Source organism: Aeromicrobium sp. UC242_57 (genome assembly GCF_044452305.1).
In the GTDB taxonomy this organism is placed as follows: domain Bacteria; phylum Actinomycetota; class Actinomycetes; order Propionibacteriales; family Nocardioidaceae; genus Aeromicrobium.
The window spans coordinates 261540-281136 of the sequence record NZ_JBIOAM010000005.1; the positions used below are offsets into that span (position 1 = coordinate 261540).

Below are 19597 nucleotides of genomic sequence, written 5' to 3' on the forward strand. Positions count from 1 at the left end.
CGGCTGATCCTGGGCGCCAAGGTCTGGTCGCCCTGGAGCCCGCTCTCACTGATCCCGACGATCATCGGCATCTTCTGGGTCTTCTGACCCCCGGCCACTGCCTTCGGCGGATTGGCCTTCAGCGCAGCCTCGCGCACGGCCGTCGCAACCCGCTGGTGCACGTCGTGGTGGAAGACGCTCGGGATGATGTAGTTCGCGTTGAGCTCGTCGGCCGACACCGAGTCAGCCACCGCCTCGGCCGCAGCGAGCAGCGCCTCGGCCGGGATGCCGCGCGACTGAGCATCCAGCAGACCCCGGAAGATGCCCGGGAACGCCAGGACGTTGTTGATCTGGTTGGGGTAGTCCGAACGCCCCGTGGCGACCACGGCCGCATGACGGCGGGCGATAGCCGGATCGATCTCGGGCGTCGGGTTGGCGAGCGCGAACACGATCGCGCCGTCAGCCATCCCCTCGACATCGTCGGCCGAGATCAGGTTGGGAGCGCTGACTCCGATGAACACGTCGGCACCCGGAAGCGCCTCGTGCAGCGTGCCCTCATGGCCATCGGCGTTCGTGTTCTCCGCGATCCAGGTCAGGTGCTCGTTGAGGCCTTCGCGGCCGACGTGGACGACGCCGTCGACGTCGCAGACCACGACGTGCACGGCACCGGCCTGCAGCAGCATCTTCAGCACCGCGGTTCCGGCCGCACCGGCACCGGCCAGAACGATGCGAGCCTCTGACAGCTCCTTGCCGACCACCTTGAGCGCATTGCGGAGCGCAGCGAGGACGACGATCGCCGTGCCGTGCTGGTCGTCGTGGAACACCGGGATGTCGAGCCGTTCACGCAACCGCGCCTCGACCTCGAAGCAACGAGGTGCGGAGATGTCCTCGAGATTGATGCCCGCGAAACCGGGGGCGATCGCAGCAACCGTCTCCACGATCTGGTCGACGTCCTGCGTGTCGAGCACGATGGGCCAGGCGTCGACGTCGGCGAAGTTCTTGAACAGTGCAGCCTTGCCCTCCATGACCGGCAGCGCCGCGTACGGGCCGATGTTGCCGAGGCCGAGGACGGCCGATCCGTCGCTGACGACTGCGACGCTGTTGCGCTTGACCGTCAGACGACGTGCGTCTTCCTTGTCGGCGACGATCGCCTCACAGATGCGGGCGACGCCGGGCGTGTAGATCATCGAGAGGTCGTCGCGGTTGCGCAGGGGGTGCTTCGTCGCGGTCTCGATGACACCTCCGAGGTGCATCAGGAAGGTACGGTCCGAGACCTTCTTGACCGACACGTCACCCACGGCCTTGAGCGCTTCGACGATCCGACCAGCATGATCGGTGTCGGACGCCGCGCACGTCACGTCGATACGCAGGTGGTCGGCGCCCGAGGCTGCGACGTCGAGAGCGGTCACGATGCCGCCGGCCTGCTCGACGGTCGTGGTCAGGTCGCTGACCGCTGAACCGCCTGACGGCACCTCGAGGCGGATGGTGATCGAGTAGGAAATGCTGGGGGCGACAGAATGCTTCACCCGTCCAGCATAAACCTGAGGAAAACCTCATCTTTGGTCGGTACCGATGCCTGCAACAGCAGGTAGAGTCGGGTGAGAGCCACATCACCCCGTGGCACCATCGATGGATCGGCCCACCAACGCTGCTCCGCCAACCTCGACGAGAGAGCACCACCGTGACTACTCACAGCGCACCACTGAACCCGTCTCCCTTCGGCAGCCGTCATGAGCAAGTCGTCTTCTGTCACGACGAAGCCTCCGGCCTGAAGGCCATCATCGCGATCTACTCCACTGCACTGGGCCCAGCCCTCGGCGGCACACGCTTCTATCCGTACGCCTCTGAGGCCGATGCCCTGACCGACGTCCTCGCGCTGTCGCAGGGCATGGCCTACAAGAACGCGCTCGCCGGACTCGATCTCGGCGGCGGCAAGGCCGTCATCATCGGCGATCCCAGCACCCTCAAGAGCGAGGCCCTGCTGCGGGCCTACGGACGGTTCGTGCAGTCGCTCAACGGTCGCTACTTCACGGCCTGTGACGTCGGCACGTTCTCGACCGACATGGACCTCATCGCCCGTGAGTGCGAGTACGTCACCGGCCGGACGGTCGAGCACGGCGGCGCCGGCGACTCATCTGTCCTCACCGCGTTCGGCGTCTACCAGGGGATGCGGGCCAGCGCCCAGCACCTGTGGTCGTCGACGTCGCTGAGCGGCAAACGGGTCGGGGTCGCCGGAGTCGGCAAGGTCGGCAAGCACCTGGTCGGTCACCTCGTCGCCGAGGGAGCGCAAGTCGTCGTCACCGATCCGTACGAGCCGGCGGTCGCGGCCCTGCGGTCGTCGTACCCCGACATCACGGTGGTCGCAGACACCGAGGCGCTGATCCGCGAACCGCTCGACATCTATGCTCCGTGCGCCCTCGGCGGCGCGCTGAACGACGACTCGATCGAGGCGCTGACGGCGACGATCGTGTGCGGTGCGGCCAACAACCAGCTGGCCCACGACGGCATCGAGAAGCGGCTGCAAGAACGAGGCATCACATATGCGCCTGACTACTGCGTCAACTCCGGCGGTGTCATCCAGGTCGCCGACGAGCTCGAAGGCTTCGACTTCGACCGCGCCAAGCTGCGGGCAGCGAAGATCTACGACACGACTCTCGGCGTGCTCGAGCATGCCCGAGCCGAGGGCGTCGCCCCGTCGATCGCGGCCGACCGCATGGCGGAACAGCGCATGCGCGAAGTAGGCCGACTGCGCCAGGTCTACCTGCCCCGCTGACCAAAGCTCGACCCATGGTCACCCTCAAGGTGACCATGGGCCGAGCCAAGCGAAGGCTAGGCGTCCGGGCGTTGCCGGGAGCGACGAAGTCGCTCAGCCCTCTCGGTCGAGGTCGCGATACTGCTCTGGAATCGGTTCGCCCGACTCACCATGGAGTTCGCGCTGCAACGTGTTGAAGTCAGTATCTGGTGTCCGATACTTCAAGTCGCGCGCAACTTTGGTCTGTTTGGCTTTCGCACGGCCGCGCCCCATAGGTGCCGACCCCCTCGCAGAGAAATAGTCAGTATGTCGTAACTCCTAGCCTACCGAAGAGTCACAACAAACCCACCATCGACCCCCGTGCGGGGGCAAAAGATTCTGCTCAGGCCGAATGAGTGCCCTGCAACGTCACAGTTCCGCCGTCTCCGTGGACTCCTGCGTCGGCCACGTCACCGGCGATCCAGGCGTCGACACCGTGCTCGGCGAGCAACGCGAGCGCAGCATCTGCGGCGTCGGGAGCGACCAGTGCGACCATGCCGACGCCCATGTTGAGAGCCAGGTCGAGATCAGCCTGCGAGACGCCACCCACGGCTCCTACGAGACCGAAGACGGGCTGCGGCGTCCAGGTCGACCGGTCGATGCGGACCGACACCGATGCCGGCACGACCCGTTCGAGGTTGGCTGCCAGGCCGCCGCCGGTGATGTGCGACATCGCGTGGACCTCGACACGCTTGGCGAGGTCGAGGCACGGCAACGTGTACAGCCGAGTGGGGGTCAGCAGCTCTTCGCCGAGGGTGCGGCCGAACTCGGGCACCTCGCGGTCGAGCTTCCCAGCTGGCCTTCGTGAAGAAGACGTGCCGCACGAGCGAGTAGCCGTTGGAGTGCAGTCCGCTGGACGCCATCGCGATCACGACGTCGCCAGGACGCACGAGATCGGCACCCAGCAGCGCGTCGGCCTCGACGACACCTGTCGTCGAGCCGGCGATGTCGTACTCGTCGATGCCCAGCAGTCCCGGGTGCTCGGCAGTCTCGCCGCCGAGCAGTGCGGTGCCGGACTCGGCGCAGGCCTGCGCAATGCCCTGACGATGTCGGCGATGCGCTCGGGGACGACCTTGCCGCAAGCGATGTAGTCGGTCATGAACAGCGGCTCGGCGCCGCAGACGACCAGGTCGTCGACCAGCATGCCGACGAGGTCGAAGCCGATCGTGTCGTGCTTGTCCATGCGTTGAGCGATCTGCACCTTGGTGCCCACGCCGTCAGCCGAGGTCGCGAGGTAGGGCTTGGTGTACGACTTGAGCGCCGTCGCGTCGAACAGCCCGGCGAATCCGCCGATGCCGCCGACGACCTCGGGGCGGCGGGCCTTGTCGACCCATTCCTTCATGAGCTCGACCGCGCGGTCGCCTTCCTGGATGGAGACACCAGCGGCAGCGTACGACGTCATTCAGAGCACCTCGAGGGGAAGTTGGTCCTGGGCTTCGAGGAGGTGCTTGCCGATCAAGTCGTCCTCGGGCAGGGCTACGGGATAGATGCCGTCGAAGCACGCCCGGCACAGGTTGTCGTTGGGGATGTTGGTCGCCTCGACGAGCTTGTCGAGCGAGATGTAGGCCAGCGAGTCAGCACCGATCGAACGGCAGATCTCGTCGACCGAGATGCCGTTGGCGATGAGCTCGGCGCGCGAGGCGAAGTCGATGCCGTAGAAGCAGGGCCACTTGACCGGCGGCGACGAGATACGGACGTGGACCTCGGCGGCGCCGAACTCGCGCAGCATCCGCACCAGCGCACGCTGCGTGTTGCCGCGCACGATCGAGTCGTCGACGACCACGAGACGCTTGCCAGCGATGACGTCACGCAGCGGGTTGAGCTTGAGCCGGATGCCGAGCTGGCGCAACGTCTGCGAGGGCTGGATGAACGTGCGTCCGACATAGGAGTTCTTGACGAGACCGTGGCCGAACGGGATGCCGGACTCTTCGGCGTAACCGATCGCCGCCGGGGTGCCCGACTCGGGGACCGGGATGACCAGGTCGGCGTCGACGGGGTACTCCTGAGCCAGCTTGCGGCCGATCTCGGCACGCACCGAGAAGACTCGCTGGTCGGCGATCGTCGTGTCGGGGCGGGCGAGGTAGACGTACTCGAAGACGCAGCCCTTCGGCTCGGCCTTCGCGAAGCGTTCGGTGCGCAAGCCGTTCTCGTCGATCGCGATGAACTCGCCGGGCTCGATCTCGCGGATGTACGAGGCACCGACGATGTCGAGGGCTGCGGTCTCGCTGGCGACGACCCAGCCCCGTTCGAGACGGCCCAGCACCAGCGGGCGGATGCCTTGCGGATCACGTGCGGCGTAGAGGGTGTTCTCGTCCATGAAGACCAGCGAGAACGCTCCCCGCAGCTTCCGGCAGCACCTCGAGTGCAGCCTCCTCGACCGAGCGGTCGGGGTAGGAGGCGAGCAACGACGCCATGACGGCGGTGTCGGAGGTGGCGGTCTCGCCCTTGCCGGAGTCACGGCCCGACTCTTGGTCGCGCGCCGTGAGCTCGTCGGTGAGATCGGCGGTGTTGGTCAGATTGCCGTTGTGCGCCAGCGCGACCGATCCCGTCGAGGTGGGCCGGAACGTCGGCTGCGCGTTGTGCCAGACGCTGGAGCCCGTCGTGGAGTAGCGGGTGTGACCGATCGCGATCTCACCGGTCAGCGAGTCGAGCGTGGCTTCGTCGAAGACTTGGGAGACAAGTCCCATGTCTTTGTAGACGAGGATCTGTCGGCCGTTGCTGACGGCGATTCCGGCTGACTCCTGGCCGCGATGCTGCAGCGCATAGAGACCGAAGTAGGTCAGCTTGGCGACTTCTTCACCGGGCGCCCAGACACCGAACACGCCACAGGCGTCTTGGGGTCCAGCGTCCTGGGGATCGATTTCGTGGGTGAGGCGTCCATCTCCGCGGGGCACGACTCAAGTGTAGAGGCCGACCTCGTCCAGCACCCAATCCCACGGCAATCGGGGCGAATCGGCCGCTCAGCCTGGCCAGACGACGGGGAACAGCGGATGGTCCAGCTCGGCCCCGTCGGGCAGCTCATCGACCAGCCCGTCGAACTCCGGCGACGTGCGCCAACGCCGCGGTGCGTGACGGGCCTCGTCGGACAGGTAGCGCAGCGACAGCACCCGGCGTCGTCCAGCGAACGGAAATCCGGGAGCACCGTGGACCGTCAGGAAGTCGAAGAAGATCGCGTCTCCGGGCGCCGGCTCGTAGCGCCGGATGTCGAAGGCGTCGCGGCCTGCCTCGATGTCGGGCATCTCGACCAGCGACCCTTCGGGGAACCACTTGGCCTCACCGTCGAGGAACGTGCGCGGCATGAGCCAAGGACCTCGGTGGGTGCCTGCGACCAGCTCGAGGCAGCCTGCCTCTGGCACGGGATCGACCGGAATCCACGCGCTCACGCCGCGGCCCTCGACGTTGTAGTACGGCTGGTCTTGGTGCCACGGCGTGCGCTGAGCCGTGCCGCCCTCCTTGACCAGGACATGGTCGTGGAACAACCGGACCCGCGGGCTCTGGAGCAGCTCTGCGGCGACCTGCCCGGCCGCCGAGTGCAGCGCCAGGTCACCGATCGCCGGGACGTCCTGCCAACGCCTGAAGTCCTCGATGAAAGAACCCGGATCGTCCGCTCCGCTCGCGACCTGAGCCAACGGACCCGGCGCGTCGAGGACGACCTCGATCGCTTCGCGCGCCCACTCGATCTCGTCCGGGTCGAGCAGGCCGCGCACCACGACGACACCGTCACGCTGGTAGGCCTCGACGAGGCCGGGATCCACGAGAGTCATGCTGGCAGGGTAGACCAGCGGCTGCTTGTATCGCCTCGTATTCAGGTCGAGCTGGTCACCGAAACAAGCTGCAGTCCACATCTGCGCTCACACAGGCAGCCAAGTGCAGCGCGCGGTTGAGTTGGTCAGCGCTAGAAGCGACGAACGACCTCGAAGCCTGGTCCCAACTCATTTTGAAGTTCCGCCAAAAGCGGCCCGCCCTCTGAGAGCAGTCGGCCCATGTCGGCGTACGCAGAGCGTTGATAGTCAGGGGCGTCCTGCAATTCTGACCACCGAACCTGCCATGCAATCAGCCGATTTCGCAGGTCAAGCGAGATGAGCGGCCAATCATCAGGAACCAGCCCTTCAGGACCCCACAACGGCAATCTCACGCTGTGCTCAGGCATGAACCTGATCCGCTGAAGTGACCCACGCTCGGGCATCGCACTCCTTCTTGAGTTACCGATGGGCGTCCTCGAGGGATTCAATCGAGATCCCCCTACGAACCTGGGTTCGGGCCTTCTGCCACGTCACGAGACAACCCAAGCAATCCAAGGTCGAAGACAACCTAGGTCTGCATCTCGCTCGCTGACAAGGACTCTTCAGATCACGACAGTGGACGATCACACCCCGTGGCTGACATTTCCTCCGGATTCGTGGTGCTGTCTGCGAATTCGAACCACTGCCGATCAGGCAATTTGTCTAATTCGGAACGCTTCCAGGCAAATGAATTGGTGCGGCTAGTGCCTGCCGTGAATGCTGTTTCTACTTGGAAGAGCAGATCGTCTTCCGCCGACACCTGGAGAACTTCCGGGTCGTCCAGTCGTCCGACGTTGATGACATGTGTCGAAGTCCCAGGAGCAGCCCCGGCGCTGCTGGCTCCTTGCCAAACAGGAGAATTGACTATCTTCGTGCCCACATACGGATTGACGATCAGTCCAGAAAACCGTTCGTCGGGACAGAGCGCGATCGCGATTTCTACCTGCTGCCCGTCTCGGCGAATAGCGATGTCGGAGGCTATGGGGTCTGCAGGGACCGCCATGCAAGCAGAAGTCGCAGCGCAACTCACCCACACCACCCCCAACACCCACAGGTTCTTTCTCATGAGCAGGTTCACGCAGGTTGCTCCCTCAGCGACTGTCTGTCACCTTGCCAGGAATCGCGGGTCATGTGCCGGCAGTGGTCAACAAGATCTGAAAGCTGTTGTCGCCGCAGGGAGAAGTCATCCCTCCGTTCGGCAAGATGAGGACCAGCCTCATTTGAGGTTGCGACACCTTGCCGGGACCGGTCTGATGAGTCCATGACATCGGACACCATCACGGTCGAACGCACCATCGCGGCACCACCGGCACAGATCTTCGCCTTGCTGGCCGATGCCGCCAAGCACAGCGAGTTCGACGGATCGGGCACGGTGCGCGGCACCCGGCAGGAGTCGCGGCCGCTGAGCCTCGGCACGACGTTCGGCATGTCGATGCACCGCGGAGTTGGCTACCGGACATCGAACGAGGTCGTCGAGTTCGTGCCGGAACGCCAGATCGCGTGGCAGACCTCGGGTCTGCGCGGTCTGATCGGTGGACGGATCTGGCGCTACGCCGCGAGCCGACCGACGGCGGAACCGTCGTGAAGGAGACCTGGGACATCAGCCGCGACAAGCAGAGGTTCCTGCTCAAGCGCAGCAAGATGCCAGCCCAGGCCAAGGTGAGCATGCGGCGCACTCTCGACCGGATCGCCGAACAGCTCGAAGCCTGAGCACCCCTGGCCGGTGACCTCGCCAGCCTCTAGGGTGATGTGATCCACATCACCTGAGGGGCCTCCATGAGCATGACGATCCCGCCGGCGACCTATCTACCGGACTTCCTCGCCGCACGTGCCGCCGAACGACCAGACGCCCCGTGCTGGATCTTCGGTAACCAGACGTGGACGTGGGCGGAGGCCTACGAGAGCACGCGCCAGGCCGCCGGAGCCCTCCAGGCTGACGGCGTCCGGCGCGGTGATCGGATCGCGGTCCTCGACAAGAACAACCCTGCCGTCCTGCAGCTGCTGCTCGGCGGATGCCACCTCGGAGTGGCGACGACGGTCGTCAACTGGCGACTCGCCGGCGACGAGCTCGACTACGTCATCAACGACTGCGGTGCCACGATCGTGTTCGTCGGCCACGGCTCCTGCAGCAGTACGACAACGTCCGCGAACGGCTCGAGCACGTCCAGAAGGTCGTCATCGTCGGCGGCGAACGCGACGGCTCGCCGACTGGCTGGCCGAAGCGGAGCCACTCGACCGCCAGCCCGACGTGTCTCCCGAAGACATCTGCGTCGTGATGTACAGCTCCGGCACGACCGGACGCCCCAAAGGCGTCCAGCTCAGCCAGCACGCGATGGTCGAGCACAGCGTCAACGGCCTCGGCGAGACCACGTACGCCGATGGCGACATGCTCCTCGTCGCGATGCCGATGTTCCACGTCGGCGGCACCTCGTACGCCCTGCTCGGTCCCGTCGTCGGCGTGCCCGGCTACATCGTTCCCGAGGTCGACGGCGCGCTGCTGGCTGGCGGGATGATGGCCGGCTGCACGCACGTCTTCCTCGTCCCGGCCGTCGTGGCAGCCTTGATCGCGGCTGGCCCGCAGGTCATGGGGCTGTTCAGCCAGCTGAAGGCCTTCGGCTACGGGGCCGCCCCGATGCCGGCCCCCGTCCTACGGGCAGCCCTCGAGGCGTGGCCCGACACCGAGTTCCAGCAGGTCTACGGCATGACCGAGTTCGGCGGCGTCATCACGGTGCTGACCGACGAGGACCACCGCGACGAGAGCCATCCCGAACGTCTCGTCTCGGCCGGCCGACCCGTCAAGAACGCCGAGATGCGGATCGTCGACCCGATCACGCTGCTCGAGGTTCCCGGCGGCACGTCCGGCGAGGTGTGGTTCCGCACGCCCCAGGCGACCGCGGGCTACCTCGGCAAGCCCGATGCGACGGCCGAGCTCATCACGGCCGACGGCTGGGTGCGCACCGGAGACCTCGGCCGGGTCGACGAGGACGGCTTCTTGTTCATCGAGGACCGGATGAAGGACATGATCATCACCGGCGGCGAGAACGTCTACTCCCCCGAGGTCGAACGCGTGCTCGCCGAGCACCCTGCCGTCGCCGAGATCGCGATCATCGGCATCCCCGACGACAGGTGGGGTGAGGCGATCAAGGCCGTCGTGGCCTTCCGGCCCGAGCAGCACGCGAGCTCCCGACGAGCTGATCGCCTTCGCCCGCGAACGACTCGCGCACTACAAGGTGCCGTCGTCGATCGACGTCGTCGAGGCGCTGCCGCGCAACCCGTCCGGAAAGATCCTCAAACGAGATCTCCGCAAGCCCTACTGGGGCGACTCCGGCCGTCAGATCTGACGTTTGCGCTCTGCTCCCGGGCAAGGTCGTGGCCCCGATCATCCAGGGAGGGACCGGGACCACGATGTCGCCGAGCATATCCCTGTGCGGCAACCGATGCACGCATGCCGTGACAGGACCCCCTGACACGACGTACGCTCATGCCCATGCGCCTGGTGCCTTCCCCCGCCACGCGGCTCACGATCGCCGGTCTTCTGACTGGTCTGGCCGCGTCGCTCATGCTGACCTCTCCCGCCACTGCTGCGACGCCCAAGGCGCCCGGCAACTTCACCGGCCACGGCTTCGACGCGTGCGTCGCGCCGAGCCAGTCGGTCATGGACACGTGGAACCTGCAGTCGCCCTTCAGTGCGATCGGGATCTACATCTCGGGCAACTCCCGGTACTGCGGCGACAAGTACCAGCCCCACCTGAGCAAGTCGTGGGTCTCCAAGAACGCCGCCAACGGCTGGCGGTTCATCCCCATCCACGTGGGCCGGCAGTCCCCCTGCTTCAAGAACAACCCGAACAGCCGGGTCCAGAAGAAGCACATGTCGACCAACGTCACGACAGCACGTCGACAGGCCCGCAGCGAGGCGCGCGAGACCATCGCGGCGCTGAAGAAGTACGGCTTCGGTGCCGGGAGCGTCTCGTACCTCGACATCGAGTGGTACGCCCGGACATCGAAGTGTGACCGGATCGTGCTGGAGTTCGCCGATGCCTGGACCGAGTACCTGCACGCCAAGGGCTACAAGTCCGGCCTGTACTCCAGCGGCTCGGCGGCCATCAAGCTCGTCGACGAGGCACGTGCGGCCAAGCGCAAGGGATTCACGCTCCCCGACCACATGTGGATCGCGTGGGTCAACAAGGTCGCCGACACCGACGGCGGGCCCTATCTGTCCGACGCGGGATGGACCAACCACCAGCGGATCCACCAGTACCACAACGGCGTCGACGTCACGTACGGCAAGAAGACCGTCAACATCGACAAGAACTACCTCGACGTCGGCAAGGGATCGGTCGCGGCCAAGCAGACCCTGCGGTGCGGGGTCAAGATGACGTTCACGTCCTATCCCCAGCTTCAGCTGGGCAGCCAAGGACCGGAGGTGGCCGCACTCGAGTGCCTGCTGCGGGGCCAGGGCCTGCTGAAGGCAGTCGACACCACGTTCGGCAAGGGCACCGAACGTGCCCTCGACGCCTACCGCGCCAGCAAGGGATGGCCCGCGACCGGCCGGACGACACCAGCCACCTGGACTGCCCTGCTCGCGCACGGTGGGACGCCGCGCGTGCTCAAGGAAGGCTCAGTCGGCCAGTCGGTGTGGCGGCTCCAGCGCGCGCTGATCGCTGCCGGACTGCGCCCACGCATGTCGGGGGTCTACGACGACAAGACCGTCAAGGCGGTCAAGGCCTACCGCAAGGCTCGCAAGCTGCCGGCGTACCCCACGACGGAGTCGAAGATGTGGGCCGCTGAAGCGCGGCAAGACCGTCTGAGTCATGGCTCTCGTCTCGGCGCACCGCGGCGGCGCCGGCCCCACCAGGTCGGCCCAGAACACCCTCGCGGCATTCGAGGCTGCGATCGCGCTGGGCTGTGACTACGTCGAGTTCGACGTGCGCCTGACCTCTGACGGCACGCCCGTGATCTTCCACGACCCCGTCACCGGCGACGGCGAGACCAGACGACTCATCGCGCAGCACGGCTTCGACGCCTTCGACCCCCCGCTGCTACGCCTGGACGACGTGCTCGAGGTGCTCGCCGGCCGGGTCAAGGCGCACGTCGACCTCAAGGTGCCGCGCAACGAGGTCGAGCTCGCCGAGCTCATCGTCGGCCGGCTCGGTGTCGACGGCGCGATCCTGACGACAGCCGAGGACGCGTCGGTGCGCCGACTCGTGCGCTGGTCGCAGGAGCACGCGCCCGGGCTCCTCGTCGGTCTGTCGTCGAGCCGCCGAAGCTGGCGGACACACTGGCTCGCACGTCGTATCGTCACGATCGAAGCGGCCTTCCCGCGCACACGCGTCCGGCTGAGCAGGGCGAACCTGATCGTGGCCCACAAGTCCATCGCCACCTGGTCGCTCAAACGGTACGCACGCCGACGCGGGCTGCCGTTGCTCGTGTGGACCGTCGACCGGCCCGACGAGCTCGCCCGCTGGGTCAACGACCCCGACGTGTGGATGGTGACGACCAACTACCCCGAGATCGCGCTCGCCGCGCGGACCTGAGTCAGGCCACGTCGAGCGGCAGGTACGGCGACAGGTCGGACCGTTCGCCCGATGCGCGGACCGTCGCGTCAGCCCAGGCGAGCTGACCCCGACCCAGCGCGATCCAGGTCGTGGCATCCATCTCGACGACCGCGGGCGGTGTGCCACGGGTGTGCCGTGCGCCTGCGATGACCTGCACTGCCGCGAACGGCGGGATCCGCACCTCGACGCTGGCGCCCGGAGCCCGGTGCACCAGCAGCGCGGCGAGGTGCTTGGTCGCCGACTTGAGATCGGCGCGCGTCGACTCCCCTGCGTCGAGGCGCGCGCAGATCTCGGCGAACTCCTCGTGCGTCAGGGCGGCGTAGCGGGCCATGCCGTCAGCCTAGGAGCTCAGGCCAGGTGGGCGCCGAGCACCGCCGGCAAGGTGGCCTGCCAGGCAGCCTTGAGCTCGGCGACGCCGATGCTGAACTGGCCTGCGACCTCGATCGTGTCGCCGCCGGTGCGTCCCACAGATGCGAGCTCGACACCGTGCTTCTCAGCCAGTGCGACGAACTCGTCGTGACGCTCTTCGGCGACCACGACCATCGCGCGGGCGGCCGACTCGCTGAACAGCTCGAGGAACGGGTCGTCGAGATCGACCGTCGCGCCGACACCGTTGCGGAACGCCGCCTCGGCGACCGCCATCGCCAGGCCGCCGTCAGACAGGTCGTGAGCGGAGGAGACGATGCCCGACTTCGCGGCCTCGACCATCAGGTCGGCCAGCGCGCACTCAGCGGCCAGGTCGACGACGGGCGGACGTCCGCCGAGGTGATCGTGGACGACATGCGCCCACGTCGAGCCCGACAGCCTTCGCGGGTCTCGCCGAGCACCAGGATGTGATCACCCTCGCCCGTGAAGCCCTGCGTGATGCGCTGGCGAACATCGTCGATGACACCCAGGACGCCGACGACAGGCGTCGGCAGGATCGGGGTCTCGCCGGTCTGGTTGTAGAACGAGACGTTGCCGCCGGTGACCGGGATGCCGAGCACCGCGCAGGCGTCCTTGAGGCCGTGGGTCGCCTGCTCGAACTGCCACATGACATCAGGGTTCTCGGGCGAGCCGAAGTTGAGGCAGTCGGTGACCGCGAGCGGCAGTGCGCCGGTGATCGCGACGTTGCGGTACGACTCGGCCAGGGCCAGCTGCGCACCGACGTACGGGTCGAGCTTGGCGAAGCGGCCGTTGCAGTCGGTCGAGACCGCGACGCCGAGATGGGTCTCGTCGTCGATGCGGATGACGCCGGCGTCCTCGGGCTGGGCCAGGACCGTGTTGCCCTGCACGTACCGGTCGTACTGGTCGGTGACCCACGACTTGTCGGCCATGTTGGGCGAGCTGACGACCGAGACGAGCTGATCGCGCAGCTCGTCGCCCGAGGACGGGCGGGCCAGCTGCTCGGCAGCGTCGGCCTGCAGGGCGTCCTGCCACTGCGGGCGGGCGTAGGGCCGGTTGTAGGTGGGACCGTCGTGCGCGACCGAGCGCGGCGGCACGTCGACGACGGTCTCGCCGTGCCAGTCGATGACCAGGTGGTCTCCGTCGGTGACCTCGCCGACCACGACAGCCTCGACGTCCCACTTCTGGCAGATCGCCATGAACTCGTCGAGGTGCTCGGGCTCGACGACCGCCATCATGCGTTCTTGCGACTCGCTCATCAAGATCTCTTCGGGCGAGAGCGTCGAGTCGCGCAGCGGGACGGTGTCGAGCTCGACCCGCATGCCGCCGCTGCCGGCCGAGGCCAGCTCGCTGGTCGCACAGGACAGTCCGGCACCACCGAGATCTTGGATGCCGTTGACGACCTTGGCTGCGAACAGCTCGAGCGTGCACTCGATCAGCAGCTTCTCCATGAACGGATCACCGACCTGGACCGCGGGCCGCTTGGACGGGCCAGTCGACTCGAACGTCTCGGAGGCGAGCACCGAGACGCCGCCGATGCCGTCGCCACCGGTGCGAGCGCCATACAGGACGACCTTGTTGCCGACGCCGCTCGCGAAGGCGAGGTGGAGGTCTTCGTGGCGCAGGACGCCGACGCACAGCGCATTGACCAGAGGGTTGCCGACGTAGGTCTCGTCGAAGACGACCTCCCCGCCGACATTGGGCAGTCCGAGGCAGTTGCCGTAGCCGCCGACGCCCGCAACGATGCCGGGCAGCACGCGACGGGTGTCCTCGGCATCGAGCGGGCCGAAGCGCAGCGGGTCCATGACCGCGACGGGACGCGCGCCCATCGCGAGGATGTCGCGCACGATTCCGCCGATTCCGGTGGCCGCACCCTGGTAGGGCTCGACGTACGAGGGGTGGTTGTGCGACTCGACCTTGAACGTCACGGCATAGCCCTGACCGATGTCGATGACGCCGGCGTTCTCGCCGATACCTGCGAGTGTCTTGCCCAGCGGAGTTTCCTGCGGCAGGCGCCGAACTTCTTGAGGTGCACCTTGGACGACTTGTACGAGCAGTGCTCGCTCCACATCACGGAGTACATCGCGAGCTCGGCGCCGGTGGGACGGCGACCCAGGATCTCGCGGATGCTGGCGTACTCATCGGGCTTGAGGCCGAGCTCGGCCCACGGCTGCGACCGATCCGGGGTCGTGGAGGCGAGGGCAACGGTGTCGAGCTGGCGGGCTTCAGTCACCCCCTGATCCTATCGACTGGTCAACCAGTCGCGCAGTGCGGTCAGGGGGCTCCCTCGACAGCAGGACGACGTCGACCGCCCGGCAGCCGTCCGGCCAGCTGCCCGAGCGGCTCGACCGCCCCCGCTCAGCACGTTCACCGCGCTGTTGAGGGTCGGAATCGCATGTCCCAACGCCTCGAGGCGCGGCACGATCGCATCGAACGTCGCACCCAGCGACACCAGCTGGTCCAAGGTCCCGCCTGGAGCCAGGAGCTTCTCGAGGATCCCCTGCTCGGCGAGCAGCTGCTCCAGCAGACCGCCCTCGGCCAGGACCCGGTCGAGCGCCCCTTCTTCGGCCAGCAACCGGTCGAGCGCTCCGCCCGGCGCCAGGAAGCGGTACAACGGACCGTCCTCGGCCAGGGCCCGGTCGAGCGGGCCGCCGGCCTCCAGGAGCCGCACGAACGGTCCGTCCTCGTCGGCCATCCGGTCGAGCAGACCGTCGCGGGCGAGCGCCTTGCCGATCGGACGGTCATCGGCCGTCAGGTCAGCCAGGGTGTTCGCGAGGCCGATCGGACCACGTTCATCGGCCAGGATCTTGCCGACCTGGTCGAGCAGCCCCTCCTCGGCGAAGCTGCGCGAACCGCGCGGCATACCCGCCCTCGCGGAGGATTGGTCCGTTCGGCGAGGCCAGCTGACCCAGGCCCAGCGTGGCCTGCGTCGCCGCGACCGTGACACGCACCGGCAGGAGGGCAAATCCGCGAAGGTCCATGCCCGAACAGTAGAACGCGACATCCGCGATGTCACGACCGTGCGGGTCGGGGAGTAACAGCAGGTCATCGCATCGGTGAGATCGGCTCGCCGCGCACACCCCGGACGTGAGAACATCACCAAGATCCAGATTGTCGATCTCCCCGTCGCACCCTTCACGCACCGGCACTCCAGAGAGGCAGGATCCGCCATCGCACCGCTCACGCCAGCGATCGACGCTCGTTGGCCCCCTGCGTTCTCTCCAGAGTTCATCTCGGCGGCCCGAGCCATGCTCGAACGCCACAGCGCCCTGCTCGTCGTGGGATCTCCCGGATCCCATCGCCACCGCCTCGGCGCAGAGATCGTGACGTCTCCTGACTACGACGGGGTCGTGCTGCATCACGTGTGCGCGATCGGGGACGCCGATCGCCCTCATCAGCTGCTCTCGCGCGTCTTGGTCGACCTCGGTGGACGCGACGACCTTCCAGCTGACGAGGTGCTCGACGAGATCCGTCGCCTGATCCGCACGCGCCACGCAACCCCACCCACGTTGATCCTCGACGACGCCAGCTTCGCGTCCCCCGAGAGCCTGACTCGCTGTCGGCACTCGCAGAGAGCAGGGACCTGCGGATCATCACGGCCATGACCGCTGAGACCGTCCCCCTGGCCCCGGGCTTCGCTGCGATCGCCGAACGGATCGACCTCGAACCGTTGACGGCATCGACGGTCGGTGACCTGCTCCGAGCACGCTTCGACGCAGAACCGCATGACATCCTCGTGCGGTTCCTGCACGAACGGTCGAACGGCGGGTACGCCAGCTTGTGCCAGCTCGCTGACGCCTTGGCCGAGTCCGGCGCGATCACCTCGGTCGAAGACACCTTGATCCTCAAGCCGAGCCGGCTCGAGCAGTTCCGCCAGGCGCTGCCAGAGCGCCGCAGTTCAAGCGCCGCCAGCCGCCTCGGTGGTACCCCCGGCATCATCGACCTGCTCGATCTCGTCTCGGTCATCGGCGAGGTCGAGCTCGACGAAGCCGTAACCTGCAGCAGCCCGGCCGACGTCGCCTTGGCGGTGCTCCACGGCACGCTGCGCGAGGTCGACGGAGCCGTGACGATGACCGACCCCGTCGACGCCGAATGTCTCGTCGCCGGGCTGAGCGCCGCCCGCATGGTCGAGCTCTCGGGAGAAGTACGCACCCTTCACCCGACGCTCAGTGCAGAGGACGGAGAGCGCGATCAGGGGTGCCCGGTGGTACCTGGAGAGCGGCTCACCGATCCCGGCTGAGCTTGCCCCGATCGCCGCGAGGGAGGCCAACCGACGTGGCCTCTACCACCGTGCCACGGCCTACTCGTCGACTCAGAACACCGCCGCGACACCCTTGGAGACCCAGCATCAGCGCTCGCACGCCCTGATCCAGATCGGCGACACCGACGGGCTCGCCGAGCTGCTCCGCACGATCGACCCGGCCGCGGTGCCCAGCCACGAGCTGATGGCGTTCACGCGCTGGGCGATCCGGATGATCCCCGCCGAAGATAGGCCTGCCTTCCGCGAACGGGCCATCGGCCCCGAAGCCCGTCCCGTCGCCGAGCAGAACCAGCGAGCCGCCGCGGTCGACCTCGCCGAGCTGCTCCTGCTCGCCCTCAACGAGTCCGGCGACCAGCACGTCCGCCGGGTACGTGCGCTGCTCTTCTCCGGATCGCTCTCCCCCGTCGACAGCGCCATGGCACACACAGTTCTGGCATGCCTCCTGCGCCACGCCGCTCGGACGTCCGAAGCAGTGCACGCTGCCGCGATCTCGCTCGAGATGCTGCAGTCACCCGACATCCTCGCCAGCGCGCCCGAGCTCGACCCCGCCCGCGAGACCCTGTTCATGTCGCTGCTCGGCGAGCACGACCTCGACGGCGCCGAGCGGGTGCTCGGGCAGTACCAGGCCGAGGGCGCGCGCTATGGCCGGCCGGGTCGTCTCGGGCCGGCCATGAGCGGGGCGCTCGAGTTCCATCGCGGCCGTCCCCAGCACGGGATCGTCAGTCTCCACCTGCTGCTCGAGGAGCAGCCCGACCGCGACGTCCTGCACACGCGCGGCTGGGTCCAGGCGCTCGCCGCCCAGGCCTTGGTAGGCCTCGGACGCGCCGACGAGGCCGAACAGCTGCTGGCGTCCTCCGAGCTCGACGCACTGCCCGGCATGCGCCAGTTCGACCTCGAACGGCGGCTGACCCAGGCCTACGTCCACGACTCGCTGGCCGATCCCGACCGCGCCCTGGAGATCCTGACCGACGTCGCCGACGAGGCACACGCGCACGGGCTGACCCTCGTCGAGCTCGACGCGCGAGGCATGATCGTCCTGATCGACGGACCCAGTCGGGCCCCTCAGCTCGTCGGTGCCGTCGACGACTTGGTCGCCCCGTCCGGGATGCCCGCGATGTGGAAGAAGTTCGCACCGCTCGCCGCGTCGTACGACTTCGCGGGCCTCATCGAGCTCATCGACGAGCTCGTCGCCGAAGGACAGACCAACTCGGCCAGCCGGTTCGCCCAGTTCACCCTCGACTCAGGTCGACGCGCGACCGACCTCACCGCCGCCGAACGCGAACGACTCGACCTGCTCGCGCACCCACCGACGTAGAGCAGGTCACACAGTCCCGGCCGCCGTCGCCACGAGCACGAACAGCGCCACCACGATCGAGACCGGAATGAGCCACAGCGCCGAGATGGCGAGCGTCACGGTCGTGCCGATCTTCGGGGGCGCGAAGTAGCGCGCCCGCTTCAGGTCTCCCACGCCTTCGATCCAGTGCCCTGCCAGGTGGGCACTCGACCACGCACCGCGCAGACGATTCATGATTCGCCAGCCACCGCCGCCGGCCACCTGCGCCAAGACCCCACGAGTCTCGTCGACCTTGCCGCTCATGCTGACCAGGATGCCCAGCTCGGTGGCCAGCTGGTCGGGCTCAGCAACCGCGGTCATGATGCGATGGCGGCGCCACCAGTAGAGCCCGTTGACGACGGCCATGGCCGCGCCCGCCAGCAGGATCACGAGACCGTCTGCGCCATCGGCCAGCCAGCCGAGCGCCAATGTCGTCACGATGAACGGCAACGAGATCAGGCCCACGGCAGCCGTCGGGATCCTCAGGAGGCGCACCGCCACCACGATCGTCTTGGCGGCTCGACCTGCCACGTCGGCCGTCTGGCCGTCGATCTTCTCGGTGAGTCCCCGCACAGCCTGATTGGTCTGGCTACCGAGGTTGCGACTCTGCCTGAACATGGCTCCAGCCTACGGGCCTGTTCCACCTACTTGAGGAACTTGGACGTCGTCCGGTCCTTCAACGGGGCACCATGGGTCTGGCACGTGGGGCAGTACTGCAACGACGACTGCGAGTAGGTCACCTCGAGCACCGTGTCACCGCACACCGGGCACGCCTCGCCGGTACGCCCGTGCACCCGCATGCGCGTGCGCTTGTCGTCCTTCAGCTCCTCGGCCGGCTTGCCGCGTGCCTCCTCGACTGCCTCCCGCAAGACCTCCTGGACTGCGACCTCGAGACGTACGACCTGGTCCTCGTCGAGGCTCTCGGCGATCGCGAACGGCGACAGCTTGGCAGCGTGCAGGATCTCGTCGCTGTACGCGTTGCCGACCCCGGCCAGGATCTTCTGGTCGCGCAGCAGCCGCTTGACCTGCATGCGACGCGCCAGCAACGGTCGCAGCTCGAAGCCCGGGGCGAGCGGGTCAGGACCCAGCGCCGCGATGCCGGGCACGTCGGACGGCGACGCCACGACGTACATCGCGAGCCCCTTGCGGGTGCCGGCCTCCGTGACGTCGAAGCCGACCGTAGGGCCATCGCCCCGGTCGAGACGCACCCGGGCGGCGATGTTGCTCGCACCCAGCTTCAGCTTGGTCTCAGCCAGATGATCGGACCAGCGCAGCCAACCGGCCTTGGCCAGGTGCACCACGACGTGCAGCCCGCTGACGTCGAAGTCGATGAACTTGCCGTGCCGGGACACGCCCGACACCTCGAGACCCTGCAGCGCCGCGACCGGCGGATCATAGGTCTTGAGCACCGAGAACGACGCCAGCTCGACCGCAGCGACGACCGAACCGGTGACTTCCTGGTTCAGGAACTCGACCAGTGCGTTGACCTCAGGCAGCTCCGGCATGCCTCAA

The 19597-nt window shown here is 67.3% G+C and carries 15 protein-coding genes and 6 pseudogenes; 10 read left to right on the top strand and 11 right to left on the bottom strand.

What is annotated here, in order from left to right; all coding sequences use genetic code 11:
- Positions 1 to 59: 59 nt before the first annotated feature.
- Positions 60 to 1232 (bottom strand): annotated as a pseudogene (locus ACHMWU_RS23110) (NADP-dependent malic enzyme); the annotation flags it as partial.
- A 428-nt stretch (positions 1233 to 1660) separates the two neighbouring features.
- Between ACHMWU_RS23110 and ACHMWU_RS23115 the strand changes: the two are divergent.
- Positions 1661 to 2752: a Glu/Leu/Phe/Val dehydrogenase dimerization domain-containing protein gene (locus ACHMWU_RS23115; RefSeq protein WP_396047540.1), complete on the top strand. Its 1092-nt coding sequence runs from the start codon at positions 1661 to 1663 to the stop codon at positions 2750 to 2752.
- A gap of 93 nt (positions 2753 to 2845) precedes the next feature.
- On the opposite strand, the gene ACHMWU_RS23120 is transcribed toward ACHMWU_RS23115, so the two are convergent.
- From ACHMWU_RS23120 to ACHMWU_RS23140, 5 genes and pseudogenes are all read right to left on the bottom strand, one after another.
- Entirely contained in the window at positions 2846 to 3004 is a 159-nt protein-coding gene (locus tag ACHMWU_RS23120; RefSeq protein ID WP_396047542.1) for a DUF3073 domain-containing protein, read from the bottom strand.
- Positions 3005 to 3113: 109 nt separating this feature from the next.
- A pseudogene (purM, locus tag ACHMWU_RS23125) lies at positions 3114 to 4172 on the bottom strand (phosphoribosylformylglycinamidine cyclo-ligase).
- Positions 4173 to 5664 (bottom strand): annotated as a pseudogene (purF, locus tag ACHMWU_RS23130) (amidophosphoribosyltransferase).
- A 66-nt stretch (positions 5665 to 5730) separates the two neighbouring features.
- Positions 5731 to 6534 carry a phytanoyl-CoA dioxygenase family protein gene (locus ACHMWU_RS23135; RefSeq protein ID WP_396047544.1) on the bottom strand — a complete coding sequence of 268 codons (804 nt, stop codon included), beginning with the start codon at positions 6532 to 6534 and terminating at the stop codon, positions 5731 to 5733.
- 586 nt (positions 6535 to 7120) lie between these two features.
- On the bottom strand, positions 7121 to 7630 hold the full coding sequence (locus tag ACHMWU_RS23140) for a hypothetical protein (protein ID WP_396047546.1): 510 nt from the start codon (positions 7628 to 7630) through the stop codon (positions 7121 to 7123).
- Between the two features lie 183 nt (positions 7631 to 7813).
- Between ACHMWU_RS23140 and ACHMWU_RS23145 the strand changes: the two genes are divergently transcribed.
- The 6 genes and pseudogenes from ACHMWU_RS23145 (at position 7814) to ACHMWU_RS23170 (ending at position 12086) form a co-directional block, all read left to right on the top strand.
- On the top strand, positions 7814 to 8137 hold the full coding sequence (locus tag ACHMWU_RS23145; protein WP_396047548.1) for an SRPBCC family protein: 324 nt from the start codon (positions 7814 to 7816) through the stop codon (positions 8135 to 8137).
- A complete protein-coding gene (locus ACHMWU_RS23150) occupies positions 8134 to 8262 on the top strand; it encodes a hypothetical protein (protein ID WP_396047550.1) in 129 nt (42 codons plus the stop codon). The genes ACHMWU_RS23145 and ACHMWU_RS23150 overlap by 4 nt, the downstream gene beginning before the upstream one ends.
- A gap of 72 nt (positions 8263 to 8334) precedes the next feature.
- Positions 8335 to 8631 (top strand): annotated as a pseudogene (locus ACHMWU_RS23155) (AMP-binding protein); the annotation flags it as partial.
- A 13-nt stretch (positions 8632 to 8644) separates the two neighbouring features.
- Positions 8645 to 9893: pseudogene (locus ACHMWU_RS23160) on the top strand (AMP-binding protein).
- Between the two features lie 218 nt (positions 9894 to 10111).
- Complete coding sequence (locus ACHMWU_RS23165; protein ID WP_396047552.1) at positions 10112 to 11461, top strand: glycoside hydrolase domain-containing protein; 1350 nt, start codon at positions 10112 to 10114, stop codon at positions 11459 to 11461.
- Positions 11364 to 12086 carry a glycerophosphodiester phosphodiesterase gene (locus ACHMWU_RS23170; protein ID WP_396047554.1) on the top strand — a complete coding sequence of 241 codons (723 nt, stop codon included), beginning with the start codon at positions 11364 to 11366 and terminating at the stop codon, positions 12084 to 12086. The genes ACHMWU_RS23165 and ACHMWU_RS23170 overlap by 98 nt, the downstream gene beginning before the upstream one ends.
- 1 nt (position 12087) lies before the next feature.
- Here the strand turns inward: ACHMWU_RS23170 and ACHMWU_RS23175 are convergent, their stop codons facing one another.
- From ACHMWU_RS23175 to ACHMWU_RS23185, 3 genes and pseudogenes are all read right to left on the bottom strand, one after another.
- The gene (locus ACHMWU_RS23175) at positions 12088 to 12438 is read right to left on the bottom strand and encodes a sterol carrier family protein (RefSeq protein ID WP_396047556.1); all 351 of its coding nucleotides are present in this window, start codon (positions 12436 to 12438) and stop codon (positions 12088 to 12090) included.
- Positions 12439 to 12455: 17 nt separating this feature from the next.
- Positions 12456 to 14724: pseudogene (gene purL, locus ACHMWU_RS23180) on the bottom strand (phosphoribosylformylglycinamidine synthase subunit PurL).
- Positions 14725 to 14733: 9 nt separating this feature from the next.
- Complete coding sequence (locus ACHMWU_RS23185) at positions 14734 to 15354, bottom strand: hypothetical protein (protein WP_396047558.1); 621 nt, start codon at positions 15352 to 15354, stop codon at positions 14734 to 14736.
- 193 nt (positions 15355 to 15547) lie between these two features.
- On the opposite strand from ACHMWU_RS23185, the gene ACHMWU_RS23190 reads away from it, so the two are divergent.
- From ACHMWU_RS23190 to ACHMWU_RS23200, 3 genes are read left to right on the top strand one after another with little or no spacing between them, the layout of a single operon-like run.
- Positions 15548 to 16096, top strand: a complete 549-nt coding sequence (locus ACHMWU_RS23190; protein WP_396047560.1) for a hypothetical protein — start codon at positions 15548 to 15550, stop codon at positions 16094 to 16096.
- Positions 16093 to 16731 carry a hypothetical protein gene (locus ACHMWU_RS23195; RefSeq protein ID WP_396047562.1) on the top strand — a complete coding sequence of 213 codons (639 nt, stop codon included), beginning with the start codon at positions 16093 to 16095 and terminating at the stop codon, positions 16729 to 16731. Before ACHMWU_RS23190 ends, ACHMWU_RS23195 begins: the two co-directional genes overlap by 4 nt.
- Positions 16661 to 18067: a hypothetical protein gene (locus ACHMWU_RS23200; RefSeq protein ID WP_396047564.1), complete on the top strand. Its 1407-nt coding sequence runs from the start codon at positions 16661 to 16663 to the stop codon at positions 18065 to 18067. The genes ACHMWU_RS23195 and ACHMWU_RS23200 overlap by 71 nt, the downstream gene beginning before the upstream one ends.
- 6 nt (positions 18068 to 18073) lie before the next feature.
- On the opposite strand, the gene ACHMWU_RS23205 is transcribed toward ACHMWU_RS23200, so the two are convergent.
- Together ACHMWU_RS23205 and ACHMWU_RS23210 are read right to left on the bottom strand one after the other, a co-directional pair.
- Positions 18074 to 18703: a hypothetical protein gene (locus ACHMWU_RS23205; protein ID WP_396047566.1), complete on the bottom strand. Its 630-nt coding sequence runs from the start codon at positions 18701 to 18703 to the stop codon at positions 18074 to 18076.
- 26 nt (positions 18704 to 18729) lie between these two features.
- On the bottom strand, positions 18730 to 19590 hold the full coding sequence (locus ACHMWU_RS23210; protein WP_396047568.1) for an Fpg/Nei family DNA glycosylase: 861 nt from the start codon (positions 19588 to 19590) through the stop codon (positions 18730 to 18732).
- Positions 19591 to 19597: the final 7 nt, after the last annotated feature.

Bases quoted from the DNA above. Each gene is read 5' to 3' on its own strand.
- ACHMWU_RS23120 (WP_396047542.1), bottom strand. From the start codon at position 3,004: ATGGGGCGCGGCCGTGCGAAAGCCAAACAGACCAAAGTTGCGCGCGAC.
- ACHMWU_RS23195 (WP_396047562.1), top strand. From the start codon at position 16,093: ATGACCGCTGAGACCGTCCCCCTGGCCCCGGGCTTCGCTGCGATCGCC.
- ACHMWU_RS23205 (WP_396047566.1), bottom strand. From the start codon at position 18,703: ATGTTCAGGCAGAGTCGCAACCTCGGTAGCCAGACCAATCAGGCTGTG.
- ACHMWU_RS23165 (WP_396047552.1), top strand. From the start codon at position 10,112: ATGCTGACCTCTCCCGCCACTGCTGCGACGCCCAAGGCGCCCGGCAAC.
- ACHMWU_RS23170 (WP_396047554.1), top strand. From the start codon at position 11,364: ATGGCTCTCGTCTCGGCGCACCGCGGCGGCGCCGGCCCCACCAGGTCG.
- ACHMWU_RS23175 (WP_396047556.1), bottom strand. From the start codon at position 12,438: ATGGCCCGCTACGCCGCCCTGACGCACGAGGAGTTCGCCGAGATCTGC.
- ACHMWU_RS23185 (WP_396047558.1), bottom strand. From the start codon at position 15,354: ATGCCGCGCGGTTCGCGCAGCTTCGCCGAGGAGGGGCTGCTCGACCAG.
- ACHMWU_RS23135 (WP_396047544.1), bottom strand. From the start codon at position 6,534: ATGACTCTCGTGGATCCCGGCCTCGTCGAGGCCTACCAGCGTGACGGT.
- ACHMWU_RS23145 (WP_396047548.1), top strand. From the start codon at position 7,814: ATGACATCGGACACCATCACGGTCGAACGCACCATCGCGGCACCACCG.
- ACHMWU_RS23210 (WP_396047568.1), bottom strand. From the start codon at position 19,590: ATGCCGGAGCTGCCTGAGGTCAACGCACTGGTCGAGTTCCTGAACCAG.